9 protein-coding genes are annotated in these 14,727 nt (G+C 39.1%); all 9 read left to right on the top strand.

The window, feature by feature from the left end; genetic code table 11:
- Positions 1–22 precede the first annotated feature (22 nt).
- Complete coding sequence (locus LBD46_08480; protein ID MDR2427195.1) at positions 23–490, top strand: hypothetical protein; 468 nt, start codon at positions 23–25, stop codon at positions 488–490.
- Position 491: 1 nt separating this feature from the next.
- Positions 492–1,010: a hypothetical protein gene (locus tag LBD46_08475; GenBank protein MDR2427194.1), complete on the top strand. Its 519-nt coding sequence runs from the start codon at positions 492–494 to the stop codon at positions 1,008–1,010.
- 51 nt (positions 1,011–1,061) lie between these two features.
- Positions 1,062–3,020 (top strand): hypothetical protein, encoded by a 1,959-nt coding sequence (locus LBD46_08470; protein ID MDR2427193.1) that lies wholly within the window; start codon positions 1,062–1,064, stop codon positions 3,018–3,020.
- Positions 3,013–11,376 carry a hypothetical protein gene (locus LBD46_08465; GenBank protein ID MDR2427192.1) on the top strand — a complete coding sequence of 2,788 codons (8,364 nt, stop codon included), beginning with the start codon at positions 3,013–3,015 and terminating at the stop codon, positions 11,374–11,376. Before LBD46_08470 ends, LBD46_08465 begins: the two co-directional genes overlap by 8 nt.
- Before the next feature lie 10 nt (positions 11,377–11,386).
- Positions 11,387–13,015: a hypothetical protein gene (locus LBD46_08460; protein ID MDR2427191.1), complete on the top strand. Its 1,629-nt coding sequence runs from the start codon at positions 11,387–11,389 to the stop codon at positions 13,013–13,015.
- Positions 13,016–13,048: 33 nt separating this feature from the next.
- Positions 13,049–13,336, top strand: a complete 288-nt coding sequence (locus LBD46_08455; protein ID MDR2427190.1) for a hypothetical protein — start codon at positions 13,049–13,051, stop codon at positions 13,334–13,336.
- A 10-nt stretch (positions 13,337–13,346) separates the two neighbouring features.
- Positions 13,347–14,261: a hypothetical protein gene (locus tag LBD46_08450; protein MDR2427189.1), complete on the top strand. Its 915-nt coding sequence runs from the start codon at positions 13,347–13,349 to the stop codon at positions 14,259–14,261.
- Positions 14,262–14,278: 17 nt separating this feature from the next.
- The gene (locus LBD46_08445; protein MDR2427188.1) at positions 14,279–14,488 is read left to right on the top strand and encodes a DUF1515 domain-containing protein; all 210 of its coding nucleotides are present in this window, start codon (positions 14,279–14,281) and stop codon (positions 14,486–14,488) included.
- A gap of 16 nt (positions 14,489–14,504) precedes the next feature.
- Positions 14,505–14,727, top strand: a 223-nt coding sequence (locus tag LBD46_08440; GenBank protein MDR2427187.1) for a hypothetical protein, incomplete at its 3' end; no start/stop codon positions are given.

Below are 14,727 nucleotides of genomic sequence, written 5' to 3'. Positions count from 1 at the left end.
TTATAAAGGCAAGAGGACTTACATGCTGGCATTTTCGACAGCTTTTAAAAGCGATTGCGATAAACTTGCGCAAAATATGAGGCAGGCGGAAATTGACGAGGTTATGACAAGCGGAGCTGAAAGTCCGTATGAAGCGGTAAAGGCAAGTTTTGATGTGAGCGTGATTTCCGATGTGATACTTAATGACGGTAAGTTGGTTGGCATGTTTGGGATTGTGCCTAAAAATTATTTAGCAAGTCGCTGTCTTGTTTGGATGTTGACGACAAACGAAATCGAAAATGTAAATGTAAAAGCGTTTATCAAGGCAAGCAGATATTGGATTAATAAGACGCTTGGAATTTATCCGCTTCTTTATAATTGGGTTGATAGCAGGCATATAAAAAGTATTAAGTGGCTGAAACTTTGCGGAGCTTATATAGATTTTGAAAATCCTATAAAATGCGGTAAGGATGAAGTTGCTTTTTATTATTTTGAATTAAAGAGAGGTTAATATGGGCTGGATAGGAGTAGCGGTATCAGCTTTAGGACAATTACAGCAGGCGCAATCTCAAAAGCAGTATTTTAATTATTTGAGTAGGCTTGCCGATATACAGGGCGATCAGATAAGCAAGTCAGCAGAACTTGAAAATCAAGATATTTATGAGCAAGAAATTTTTGAACTTGGGCAGATAGATAAAGAAGGTAAGAGGCTTATAGGAGCGCAGAGAGCTGCGGCAGGGGCTGCCGGTGTAGGAGTTGACAGCGTAACCTTTGAAAATATTTTAAAAGATACTTTAACAAGTATATCCGAAGACGAGAGTATGGTCCGGAGAAATGCTGAACTTGCCGTACATAGAAACCGACAGAGGGCAGCGCTTGAAAAAATTAATTTAAAAAATCAGGCTTCGCTTTATGGTATTTCCGGGCAGAATGCCATGACTGCAGGAATGATTGGCGCTGGAAGTACGGTTTTAGGCGGAGCTTCGCAGTTTGCGGCAAATAGATACAATAGGCGCTCGCTTACAGCGTAACGGCAATTAACGATTAAAAGGAACGGCTAAAATGCCGTCCGCAAGGACAAAATGAAAATACCAACAAGAGAAAATAGAGTTGCTCCAAATGCGCCGAGTGTGACTACGCCAAATCTTTCCGCGCCGCCTGAAGCGGTATTCGGCGGACAGATAGGACAAGCTGTTGACAACTTAGGAAAGAATGTCAGCCGTTTTGAGCAGATTTTAAATAACATTAAACTTCAAGAAGACGAAAACAAAATAAAAAAGTTTGAAAATAATTTGTCTGCGTATAATGCTGATTTAAGAAATAAACTTAAAACAGGACAGATACAGCCGGCAACGCTTGAAGATTTATATAAACAATACAATGACGAGGTTGCTAAGAACGGAGAATCTGCGCTTGGTAAAGATTTATTTTCCGCTTGGAGCGCAGGGCGCGGCGCTGACTTTAATAAAGGACATCAATATAATCTTGCCTTTGATTATTCCGTACAGAAATACGATAAAAACATTATTGACATAAAAGATTTGGGGCGTATTGCTGCGGTAAACGCCGCCGCGGAAGCTGATTCCGTAAAAGCGGCCGCAATTATGCAGGATTACCATAATTCTGTTAATAACGGACAGTTTGTGCCTAAAGATAAAGAAATTATTATCAAAGCCGCAAATCACGAATGGAGCTTGGCGGAAGTCAGCAGAGATATTAATGCTAACCCCGCGGGTGCTTTGTTAAAATTGCAGACACCGTCGAAAAGCAGCAAATCAAATCCGCCACATTATCAATATTTAGACGCCACCGAAAGAGAAAGATTTATCAACGCTGCGCAGCAAGGAATTAAAAGCAGAGAGGGAACAACTCAGGACGCAAGGCTTGAACCGTTTAGGAATTACTTTCACATGCTTTTTCAAACCAATTCTGATATGGCAAGCAGATATTACAGGGATTTAATAAATGAGCCGGCAAGTATGTCTATGCATATAAATGACGGCTTGTTGACTGCAGATGAGAAAAAAGCCTTACAGTCAGGTCTCAGGGATTTGACCGCGAAAGAAAAAGAAACTTATTTTTCGTGGATGGAAAAGATTTTAACGGATAAAGACAGGAATTACGCTACAAGGAATGCCGACTTTTATGAAAATCTTCAAATGCAGGTTAAATTGTTTGATATTGATAACCAGGGCAGAATAAAAAATAAAGATTTGAACAATGTTGAAAGCCTTGTGAATATTATAGGAACGGTAGAAGGCGGCCGCAGAGACGGAAGCCTTTCAAATTATGATCAGCAAAGCGCAAAAATGCTTGCTCAGTTAAGGGGCGCTCTTGGAACGCTTGTTGAAGAAGAAGGGTTTAAATTGCGCGATGAAAACAGATTTTCGCATAGCGTAAGCGAAGCCGCAAAAAAAGCTATTTTAAATGATTTAAGGTTGCTTGACAAAAACTTAGGCGCCGGCAGAGGAATATTTACAAAGCAGCAGGTAGGCGCATTAACTGAAGCTGTGTGGAAAGAATATATAAAGGCAGGGATTGATACAAAAAGTTCCGAATCTCAAGATGTTGCAAATGCTTTAAATATAGAAAGAGATATTTTAAGAACTCAAATAAAAAATTGGCTTAATATTGGCGATAAGCAGTTTGACGCTGTGCTGTACGGCGGGGCGTTATTGCCCTATTATAGTCAGAGCAATTTTAGCAATGTAAGAGACATGATTACAGGCAACAGGAGTATTGCCGGCAGTATTTATGAGAATCTGTTGCCGATAGGAACTGATACCGCAAGGACGGCTTCGCAAGGATTGCAAGATGAAGGACGGACACAGAGAGCAGCGGTTGGCTCCGGAAGGGTTGCAAACAGAGCATTGGAAGATATAGGCGGATATGTTGAAGACCACACATACACTACAAGAACATGGGACGATACAGTAAGACGGTATAGAGAAGTGACAAGATTTAGAAGCAGAGCAAATTCAGATATAGTGTTAAGACAATCTCCAAGACGCCGCAGTATTAAGGAAAATAATAATGAATAAACAAGATATATTACAGCCTGCCGCTTCCGATATATTGCCGGGCATAGACGAGCTTGAAAGACGCGCAGCGTTACGAAATGACGCTGAGCCGATAGATTTTCCTAATGTTGAAAACCAAGCGCATAATGCGCTTCTTGAACAAGAGGAAACTGTACGCAATGTAAAGCCTATGTTTGAAGAACCCGCAAAGCATTCTGTCTATGTTGAAAAACATAATATGGGAGTTTATACGGACTTGCAAAGCCCTGAAGAGATTGATTACGCGGTTGACATTCAACTTGCAAAGAAGTTTAGGGACAATTATTTTTCGCTTACGGATATGGGCGTGAGGCGTTCAAGCGTTGTCGGCGATGCTATTAATAGCTTTAGTAAAGGCATTGGCAGTATGCTTGTATCTACTGCGCAGCTGCTTGAAAGGCAGCTTACGGGTATTGCCGACAGCGTTGCGCATTTGCCTACGAATTTTGAAAAATGGCAGATGGATTTAAACGAAGAAAATATAAGCATTAATCCGCAAACGAGAAAAGAAGTTTTAGATAATTATGAAAAATCTCAAGAATTCAGAAGACAAAAACTGCAAATGATGATTGACAAGCACAGGCAAGCATTGCTTGACGCAGGGCTTGGGCGAGACGCTTCAGACGGTATTATGTTTGACATAGGCAGTGGATTAACCAGTATGCTTGGAGCATTAGGCCTTACAATAGTTACCAAATCTCCCTCAAGCGCTTCTATTCTGTTTGGATGGATTGCAGGGCGCAGTACTTATGAAGAGCTTGTTGAAGATGGAATGTCACCAAGCCGTGCCGCTTCATTTGGGACGTTAAGCGGTATAGCGGAAGGTGCTTTAGAATATATCGGACTTGATTATTTTATAAGAGCCATGAAAATAAAAGGTGTCGCTGCACGTGTTATAGGTGCGCTGGAAGAACCTTTACAGGAAGGCGCACAGGCTACAGCTGAAGAAATTATTATGCAGACATTCGGTAGCCGCCAGAAAGAAGCAGATGAAACTATTAATGATATTTTCTATCAGGCTTTGATTGGAGCTATTATAGGCGCGCCTGTAAGCTTTATAGCAAGAGCCGGACAAGTTTCTCTTGAAAAAAAAGGAGTTGAACCTGAAAAGGCAAAAGAAGTGTCTGCGGCTATTACTCAAAGTGCGACATCGCAGCAGGCTATGGAGTTTGTTGAAAAGATTATCAATGACGAAGACAGCCCTTTAACATTTCCAAACAACGATGTAAAAAAAGGTATGCAAAATTTTATTAATACTGCCCGCGAACAAATTAAATCTATGACGCCGGAAAGAAGAAGGGCGATAAATGATATTAAAATGCAAGTAAGGCAGGACGCGCTTAACGCAGGGCTTACGCTGGAAGAAAGCGAATTTGCGGCACAGACAATGGCAAGCTTGGCAACATTGTGGAACAATGCCGCTGGTATAAGCCCTCAAGAATGGTATAACAGTCATAAACTTGAAATTATTAATCAGAGCAGAAGTGTTGCCGCTATGCAGCCTGAGCAGATTGTTGATAATATCCGGCGTGAACAAGTGCAATATAACCAAGAGCAGTTAGAGCTTGGAATTGAGCCTCAAGCCATAGAATATACAGACGCCGAAATAGAAAGCATAGCGCTTGAGTATTTGTGGCATTATAAGGACGTGCATAATGCAGCTTTGCAGACAGCCATACAGACAGGAGCCGATGCCAAACGTGTATATGACATTGTAAAAAATATTGATGACAGTAATATAATGGAATTTGTGCAGGATAACGGCGATTTTGACAGTGATGAATTTAAGGCTTTTGACGAAAGGACGCAAAGATTGGCTAGGCGCTATATAGAAATTTTGGATAACGATTTGGCGCTTGAAGATTTGGATTACAGAATTGATATGGCGCAGCAGGAAGTTGACAGTTTAAATGCCGATTTGGAAATCGTGAGCGCAAGAAATAAGAGAGATGTTGAGCATAACAGACGTGTGCGTGAAGCTAAAAAATATGAGTTAGGCTCAAATGCTCAGCAAGAGGAAAGATATATAGAAGATACAGCGCCAATTAAGAGAAAATTAGAAAATGCTAAAGGCAGGCTTAACAGTTTGCAAAAGAAAAGAGTAGGCATGGAGTATTCTAAACCAAAATATAACGTTTACGAATCCTCAACATGGACAAACAGCAGTAATGAAGAGCAAATAAAAAGCGCTGCTTTTAAGCAGTGGTTTGGCGACTGGGAGCTTGCACAGAAGTTTAATGATTTTATTAACAGGCAGACTGAATCTGTAACGCCTCATGAATCTTTATCAAAAAAAGCCGCTGAAAATGTTTTCAGAGAAAACCGGAATATTGAACATAGTGAGCTTGGAAACACTATTTTGCCTATAGAGACGGTAAATAAATTATTACAGCATAAAGGATTCAAATTTGCTGAGATTTTTAATTACCTGCCGCAGCTTTACAAAAATTCCATATTATTGACAAGCGATACTGAAAAAACATATCAAACCACACATAAGCCGCATCCAAATATAGCTTTTTGGCATAACACGTTTAATAAATTTAATATCGGCAGTGACGAGTATATTGTAAGGTTTACGATTACGGAAAGTAAAGCAGGAAAGAAACAGAAAAAAGGAGCAAAAGGTCAGCAGACATTGCATTCGGCATTTGTTTCAGAAATTGTTGTAGACAAAATAAAAGACAGCGACACAATAAAGTCCGGCAATTACCCGGCAAGAGTGTCGCTGTCTGACAATATACTAACACAACTTATCGATAAAGTCAATAATGTTTCAAAGGTCGTCAATGAGAACGGGAAGCCGCTTGTAGTGTATCACGGCCGTAAAAATATCGATAATGTTAATGTATTTGATATGACTTCGCGCCAAGGTTATGGCAGAGAGCAGAACGGAGCATATTTCAGTGCCATTGAAGAATATGCAGCTTCCTATCCGACAGGTGGAGGAAACCCAACAATAAAGGCATACCTGTCTATTAAAAATCCATATTACGCAAAAGATTATGCAGAAATAACAGGAGTAAACAGCGTTAGAAAATCTGAGTTAGAAACTTTAGGATATGATGGAGTTGTTTATAACGATGATGTCGATGGAAAGAATTTTGAAGTTTTGGCATTTTATCCAAACCAAATAAAATCCGTAAATAATCAAGGGACGTTTGACGGGGATAATCCTAATATTTATTATCAAACGGGGTATCACGGCGGTATGCGCGGTATAAATGAGTTTTCTAACGACTTTATAGGAAGCGGCGAAGGAAATCAGACTTTTGGATGGGGACATTATTTTACTTCTTTGAAGGAAATTGCAGAGCAATATTATAACCAACTAAATTATTCTAAAAATTTTACTAAATATAATGCAATACCTTATGAAACGCTTCAAAAATCTTATCTTACAAAAGGAGCGTCTAAAGGGCAAGTTTTAAGTTTAATTGTTCATTATGGCGGCAAAGACAAGCTTATTAAAAGTTTAGAAAATAACATTGAAATAGAAAAAGAAAGAGACAACAATGAAAATGAAATAAAAAGATTAAAGGCTATGATAGAGTATGCCTCTACGGTTGACGAAACGAAAATTGAAAAAAGATCGCAAGTATATAAAGTTGACCTGCCTGAAAGCGAGGATTTTTTGCAGTTGGATAAGCCATTGTCTAAGCAGAGCCAAAAAGTGCAAGAGGCGGTTATAGCCGCAATTAAAGAATTTAACGAAGCCGCCCGGCATATGGGGAAAGATTATTTGATTGACGAAGACGAAGAAGAGCTTGCCTATATGAGCGGCGGAGAAATATATTCGCTTATAACGGAAAAATACGCCAAAATAAATTTAACGGATGAGCCGGCTCAAGAAACGTCCGGGATGCTTTTAAAATACGGGGTTTTGGGCAATGAGTATCCGTCGGACAGTTTGGGCGGACGTACGGCAAGTGCGGGGCGGAACTTTGTTTTGTTTGACCCGAAACTTGCAGAAATACAAGAGACGTATTATCAGAACGAAAAAGTGCAGATTCCGCGTGCGGCTATTACGTTTGAGGATGAGAGGTCGATTATAAGGCTTACTAAAAGCCATGATAAAAGTTCTATAGTTCACGAGTTGGGACATTTGTATTTGCGTTCAATAGACCGGCTTGCAAAGATTTCGCAGGACGAGAATTTTTTGGCTTTAAAAGCAAAGATAGACAAATATCTTAAAGTGGGGTTTGACGAAAACGGAAAGGCTTTATACGACAAAGAATACAGTTCGGGCAGCGGTGAAAAGTCGGCGACGCCGCATGAGAAGTTTGCCAATGCGTTTACAGCGTATGTTAAAACAGGCAATGCGCCTAACTCTGCGCTTAAACGCATTTTTATTATGTTCAGGCAGTGGCTTGCGCAAATAAGAGACGTTTTGGTTGACAGCGAAATTGAAAGTTTGCAGGCAAGCCCTGAAATGATTGAAGTGTTTAATGAACTGCTTGCGCCTATGGAGTTTGAAAGAGCAAATTATACGAGTGAAGAAAGGCAGGCAATAAAACAGCAGATTGAAGATATTAGAGCCGGCAGAGATATTGAGATGAGCGGACAGCGGCTTGATGAGATACGCAATTATGTTAATCAGGTGAATCAGCGCAGACCGAGAGCGCCGAGAGAGGATTTGCTTTATTACATTAGAAGATTTGGAGTAAAGGAAACGTTTCCGCTTATTGATAAAGCCAAAGATGCAGGTATAAAAATTATAAATCCGGAGAGTCCTAATTACAGGCAGGCTTTAGGTGAAGATAACTTACAATCTTTTCTTACCGGTTTGGAATTTTTGCAGACAGCAAGAGATAGCGAACTTGATATAGGTTCAGAAGATTTGCAAACTCAGAGCCTTAGTTTGATTGAAAAGGCTTTAGACGGCGAAAGGATAGACAGCGCTGACAACTTATCAAGAATTGAAGCAATAGAGGATTATGATAGAAATGTTGAAGCCATACAAGAAATGTTTGGCGGAAATCTTGCTGAGGCTGAACGTGTGCTTGATATGATTGACGAGCTTGCCGATAGAAATTTTGCAGTTGTTTCGTATGATACTTTGGCAAATTTGCAAGAATTGGCTGATAGAGTTGAAAAACAGAATGAGAAACTTGGCAAGGGCGCAAAAATGGAAGATATAGAACAATCTATTATTCGTGATAAAAATCTTATTAAACATAAAAATGAAGCCATCAGAAAGAAAGAAAAAGAATTAAAAAAGCGTGAATCCAATTTAGCAAAAAAAGAACAGGAAGTAGATACAAAAATCAACGTAAAACAAGAAAGAACAAAAATTGCCGACGCACAAAAAGAGATAGAACAAGACAGGCAATATATTGACGATTATACGCAGCGTCTTGAAAAGAAAGAAAAAGCCCTTGCCGAAGATAAAAGGCTTTACGGTGACATTAAAGAAGTTATTGAACAAATTGCGCAAAAAAACAAAGATTTGGGAAAAAAGATAAGAAAGGAAGACATTGAAGACGCTATAAAAACAAATGACCGCCAAAAACTGCTTGCGGCCGTTAATGACGCACTGGCGGAAGTTGAAAGCGAAATTATGAATATGCCTGATTATACCCAGACCAGCGCAAGGTATGAAAACCCAATAAATATCATAAGAGAACGCAAAAAGGCTTTACTTGAAACTGCAAGGCAGCGTATTGAAGACGGAAAGGACGCAACAGGATTTAGACAGGCTTTACGGTCTGCGCTTTCTGGAATACCACATTTTAGCAATGTTAAAAATAGCCGCTCTTTAGATAAAAAAAGACAGGTTATGACAGGTAAAGAGCAATTGCTTGACGAGTGGAGAAATCTTAAAAGTTGGCAGGAGCTTGTTGATAATCTCAATAAAGTTTTTAACAGTGTTGAATACATGGCAAGCGATATATATCAGCCGTTTATGGAAGATATAATTGCCAGAGAAGTTTCGCGGCCTATTTGGGTTAAGCAAGGCGACCAGAAAGTAGGCAGATACGATAAAGATACCAATGATTTTTTTAAAGAGCTGCAGGATATTTGGAATCAAGTAGATGATCCGAAAGAGCTTGAATTTCAGTTTGCTATGCAGAAGTACGCGCTGATGAGCGATAATGAAAATCACGATGTGGATTTTAGAACCAGAGTTAAAAACAGAATAATGAATTATGCCCTTGCCGACGGAATGAAAAAAATGAAGCTTGGAAATCAGATATTGGCAGATTTGTACGGCGATATTATGACGATACGCAATGAAGCCAACAGGGGACATGCTTTAGCGGAGCTTGAAAAGAAGATTAATTTGATTGAAGAGACTGACAGGCTTGTTGGAAAAGTTAAAAATCCGGACAGCAAAAAAGGAGTCGGTAAAGTTTTAAAAGCGTTTTTAGGGTTTAGCGGAAATTGGGAAACATATTTAAATTTCTTGTTTGGCAAGGATGCCGTTGACCAATATTCGCTTCTTGTGCCGCAAAAGGAAGCCGATACGGCAAACTATTATGATATTAAAAATGTTAATGAACGCGGGCGGGAGATTTATGGCGTAAAGTCGCAGCAGGAGTTTACGCAGATTTACCGCGATTTGTTAAATGAAAAGTTTGAGTATTCCGATTATAAAATTAATGATGACGCTAAGCCGGAAACCGTGCAGCTTTCAAAAGCTGATATTATCACTATTTATATATGGTATAAAAACACGGAACTGAGAAAACGTTTGTTAATGCAATATGAAGTGCCGATATTTGACGAGAAAGGCAAAAGGCTGACACCGCAGCCGCAAAATTTGACTGATATGTTTTCTAAACTTACCGAGCAGGATAAAGCGTTTGGGGATTATTTACAGGAAACAGCACAAAGTTATTATGACAGCGTGAATGAAGTGTACATGAGATTGTACGGGCTTGACCTTGATACCGTTGAAAATTATTTCCCAAGCATTGCAAGAACGCCGATAAGCGATATTGATGTGTCTATGGCGCAGGCGCAGCAGATGTCAAAGCCTTCGCAAATTAAGCAGCGTGCGCAAAGCCCTATGGTAAGGCAGATGCCGACAGATCCGCTGACAATTATTAACCGGCATATTATGAGTTCTAACAGGTATATATTCTTACAGGAAAAAATCGGCGCTTTGAGGAAAATTATCAGAAACTCTAAAATGGAGAACGCCGTAAAAAATAACGAAACATTCGGCGAAGACGTATATAAAGGATTGCTTAATGAGTTAGACGCTTCTTCTATTTCGCAGTATAAAAAAAGAATGCTTACACAGGAAAAACTTTTTGGAAAAATTGTAAATAACTTTTTGAAAACTGCAGTAGCGGTTAAACCTATAATTGCGATAAAGCAGGTTGCGGCGTTTATCAATTATAGCGAAGGAATGCCAAAGAGCGATTTTATAAAAGGCGTTGCTGAGTTTTGGAGTAATCCCAAAGAAGCTTATAAATTTATGATGAAGAACAGATATTTAAATGCAAGGTTTTTTTCGGGTTCGTCTAACGAAACTTTACAGCGGGCGATGGAAAATAAAACTTTTTCCAGATTTAACGAATGGAACAATATGTTAACCGTAAACGTGCGTGGCGGCGATATGTTCAGTTTGCTTATGGGCGGATACGCAAGAATTAAATATAAGATGTCGCAAGGGTTAAGTGAGGACGAAGCGTTTAAAGATTTTGAACTTACCACTATGCGTACCCAACAGGCTGCGCAAACATCATCTTTGTCCGGCTGGCAGAGGAGCGAAAACCCTATTATACGCGCAGCTGTGGCGTTTAGGAATACGCCTAACCAATATGCGCGTAAAATTGCCGACGCATATGTGCAGTTTAGACGAGGAGAGATTGATTTAGGACAGTTTGGGGAAATAGTGGCTTTGTATGGGGTTGTTAATCCTTTGTTGTATGCTGCGCTGACTTATGGGATTACGGGACTTTTTGACGATGACGATGAGGACGACGATATACGCAATATTTTAATTTCGCCGCTTACCGTCAATGCCGGGTTTATTCCGCTTATGGACGACACTGTTTTGACACTTACAAATGGGCTTATTGACGGAAAGATTAAGTATAGCGGCGGGAAAGGCGAAATTTTGGGAATATCGGATTTTTACGATTGGGTGTATAAAGGTATTAAGGCGTGGAACGATACCGATAAAATGGAGTTGAGCGACTGGCTTAAAGTTGTTGATTTTCCGGCCCGGGCTGCAGCGGGTGTGCCGCTTGAAACTATTGCAACCATGTTTTCCGGGACTGTGGACGCATTTAACGGAGAGTTTTTAAGAGGCGGGTTGAAAGGTTTAGGGTATAGCAGATATAGAGCAAATATGATTGCAGACGGAAGATATATAAAGGATTAAGGGGTAAATTATGATAAATACGCAACATGCAAGACGTGATTATTTAGCAGACGGTATTAACAGGGTATTCGGATTTGATTTTGATATATGGAAAGGCGCCGGAGTTGAACAGATAAAACTTTTTATAAAAGATACCGACGGAATAGTTGTTGAGGTAACTGCCGGATTTAATATATCTTTGCAGAATAGAACCATTACCTATCCTGTATCTCAGGCGACAGCGCCGGTAAAGGAAGGCAGTACTGTTATTGTTGCGAGATGGCTTCCTATAATTCAGGATTCGGATTTTACAACTAACGGAGCTTATACACCAAAGATGGTCGAAGACGCACTTGATTATGAAATAATGGTAATACAGCAAGTTGAAGATAATATCAGCAATCTTATTAATGGATTTGATACGAGTGACGATACTCTGGCGGAAGCGGCCAAATATACAAATTCTAAAGTTGAAATTGAAAAAAATGAACGCATTGAAGCTGACGAAACCTTAAATACAAAAATAGAAACTGAAAAAGAAAACCGCATTGCAGATGTTTCTTATCTTCAAGAGTTGTACAAGAAATTTAAAGACGGATATATAGTTATCGGAAGTTATGATTTTGGAACGCCTACTCCAACACAAGAAGAATTAACTGCAAAAGCTAATGAGTTTAAAGGCGGTGCCAGCATAAATACTGGTGATACCATAGAAAACTTAAACGATAAAAGACGGTGGTATTGGAACACCGAACTGGCTAAATGGATAGATTTTGGAGCAGTTACAGACATATCAACACAATATGCAGATGGTATGGAACTAAGAACAATAAGAAAAGAAGGTTTTTTTTATATCAATAATGCCTCAAGCTCTGACAGTGCATATCCTTTGCCGCCAGGTGTGTATGCATCAAATAGATGTTTTGGATTTTGTCACAAAGGTAAAGAGCAATACTACGGGTATGACATTTATTATATTAATGCAATGTTTTTTAATGTTGGTAGCAGTGTAGGTGCTATGGCGATGATAAATACTTCTGGTTATTGGATAGTAGTCTGTGATGATATTCTGTATCTAAACACTGGCTGGCAGGAAGTAGCACCGCAAATATATAAGGATTACTATAGAAAGAATCTTTTTACAAAAATATCAGGTTCACGTACGGGATTAGTGCCAAATCCCACTTATTCAGGAGTAAGTACAGATAATCGACCTGAAATAAAATTTAATTTTTCAGATACAGGCGCAGAGCTTTTAGGAAAAATGGGTTCTGGATATTTAAAAAGAACAAGTTTTAGTGACTATACACGTGTCATAGATATAAATTTCAGCGGAGATATGTATTTAATGTTGCCTAATGCCGCATATGTTTATAATCTTCCTTACAATGTTTACACTTCATATAAAGTTTTAAATGACATTTTTGCCGATGTATCGTCGTCAGAATTTGAACAATTTGAACTGGTGTATTCAACCGTTGAAGACAGATTTCGTATTACAAGTTGGCTGGCTTCCGGCTGGATAGATGTATGGGTAGGATATCTGGGTAAATTTAATATCAATATGGATGATTCTTCAGGAACAAATTATACGGTTGAAGTATTACGCCAAGGAAAAGCAGGCTTATCTTTGTGGCCTGTAGATTTGGAAGCAGTTTAATTTGATAATTAAAAATAAACGAAAGGAGATATTATGAAAAGAATTACAATTAACGGTCAGGACGAAGTCATCGCTCATAACGGTACGGCTAACAATCAGGTTTTTATCGAGGCTGTGAATCTTACATCAGGAAATATTACGATAAAAGCGACAGTGTCTGGAAAGCAACCGGAAACTATGAAGTTTGAAGAAGACGGAAGTGATATGGTATTTAACGCCGGCGGCGATACAATGCAGGCAACGCTGCCAAAAGGAAATTACACTATAACAGCTGACGGAAGCGATGATATTAATGATGACGTCGAACTTATTTTGCAATAAAGGAGCAAATATGCCTATTTTCGGAGCAAAAGGAATAAAAAAAATATCAGGATATGGCGGCGGAAGCGGCGGCGGGGTAACAAAAGAATATTTAGAAAAAAACTATTTGACCATGCAGGAAGTTTACAACTCGTTTGCGTCGACTTATTGGGAAGTTGTAGGTACTCCATCGGGAGAATCGAAAAATATTGTAGATTTAGCTGTTGGTGATGATTTGAATAATGCTGTTGTTGATGTTAGTAATTATGTTGTCGGCATTGAAGTACAGGCTTCTCAGCCTTCTGCTATCTTTAGCAGGACGCTTAAAGGAACTCCTAATTTGAATGGCGATTATCTTACACTTGAGTTTTACACAAGTGATACGGTTGGAGGAAAGCATATAACAATAAAACTTAATCATATTGACGCAAACGACAATATAATAAATACCGCTGTATTACTCGTAGCAAAAGCTTATAACTACTCTAACTACCACTGGCTTGTCGATACAATATTGCAAAAGAAATCCGCTCAAATTTTACAGCTTGATAATATAGATTTTGGAATTATCACAGAGATTATAAACGGACAACAAGGTAATACTTCATATTTTTTTAATCACGCAAAATGCTTTTTTTATGGCTCTACGCCGTTGAGTCTTGTCAATCTGCCATATTTGTACTCAAAAATCGGTTATGCGGCGAGTGCGGAAATAGAGCTTGGTGAGGCAGGTGATTATACAAGCGAGCCTTTGTGGCTGCGTGATGGCTTTGTTGTAAGAGAACTTAAGGCTGTAATAACAGACGGGACGGAAATTAAAGGAGTGGCATCTGACAAGATTTCTTTTAATCCTGCTGCAAAAACGATAACAATAAGTATTGATGAGGATTTGACAGGCTGGACGGCAAAAGCGCAGGTTGTTTATGACATTGAGGAACAAAGTTAATAGAGAGAGAAACAAGAATGATTATATCACCTGAAATTGCCGTTAATGTTGTAGTGTTATGCGTTGGAATAGGAGTATTTGTAGGCGAAATAAAAAGCTTAAAAAAAGATATCAAACGTCTTGAAGAAAAACAAGATAAACATAACCGTCTAATTGAACGTATGGTTGTTGTTGAGCAAAGCATAAAAGCGGCACATCACAGAATTGACGATATGCAGCAAAAGTAGTGAGGAGCAATGCAAAATGTTAAAAAAAATACTAGAAATGTTTGAGTGCGACGATTGTAATGATAAACGACTAAGTTTCGGGCGGGTGTGGACGGCGGTAATGCTGCTGGCGGCGTGTGTGCTTGCTTTTTACAGCGTTGAAAGGTTTGATAATAAAAATGCAAACTATCAAATATTTATAGCACTTGCCATAATTTCTTTTGTTGCTATTTTGCCCTATTTAATCACAAAATGGACTA

Source organism: Candidatus Endomicrobium procryptotermitis (genome assembly GCA_031279415.1).
Taxonomy (GTDB): Bacteria; Elusimicrobiota; Endomicrobiia; order Endomicrobiales; family Endomicrobiaceae; genus Endomicrobium_B; species Endomicrobium_B procryptotermitis.
Note: the sequence above shows the minus strand (reverse complement) of the source record. Positions and strands in the feature narration are given on the sequence as shown.

Coding starts and splice junctions, on each gene's coding strand:
- LBD46_08480 (MDR2427195.1), top strand. CDS start 23: ATGCTGGCATTTTCGACAGCTTTTAAAAGCGATTGCGATAAACTTGCG.
- LBD46_08475 (MDR2427194.1), top strand. CDS start 492: ATGGGCTGGATAGGAGTAGCGGTATCAGCTTTAGGACAATTACAGCAG.
- LBD46_08470 (MDR2427193.1), top strand. CDS start 1,062: ATGAAAATACCAACAAGAGAAAATAGAGTTGCTCCAAATGCGCCGAGT.
- LBD46_08465 (MDR2427192.1), top strand. CDS start 3,013: ATGAATAAACAAGATATATTACAGCCTGCCGCTTCCGATATATTGCCG.
- LBD46_08460 (MDR2427191.1), top strand. CDS start 11,387: ATGATAAATACGCAACATGCAAGACGTGATTATTTAGCAGACGGTATT.
- LBD46_08455 (MDR2427190.1), top strand. CDS start 13,049: ATGAAAAGAATTACAATTAACGGTCAGGACGAAGTCATCGCTCATAAC.
- LBD46_08450 (MDR2427189.1), top strand. CDS start 13,347: ATGCCTATTTTCGGAGCAAAAGGAATAAAAAAAATATCAGGATATGGC.
- LBD46_08445 (MDR2427188.1), top strand. CDS start 14,279: ATGATTATATCACCTGAAATTGCCGTTAATGTTGTAGTGTTATGCGTT.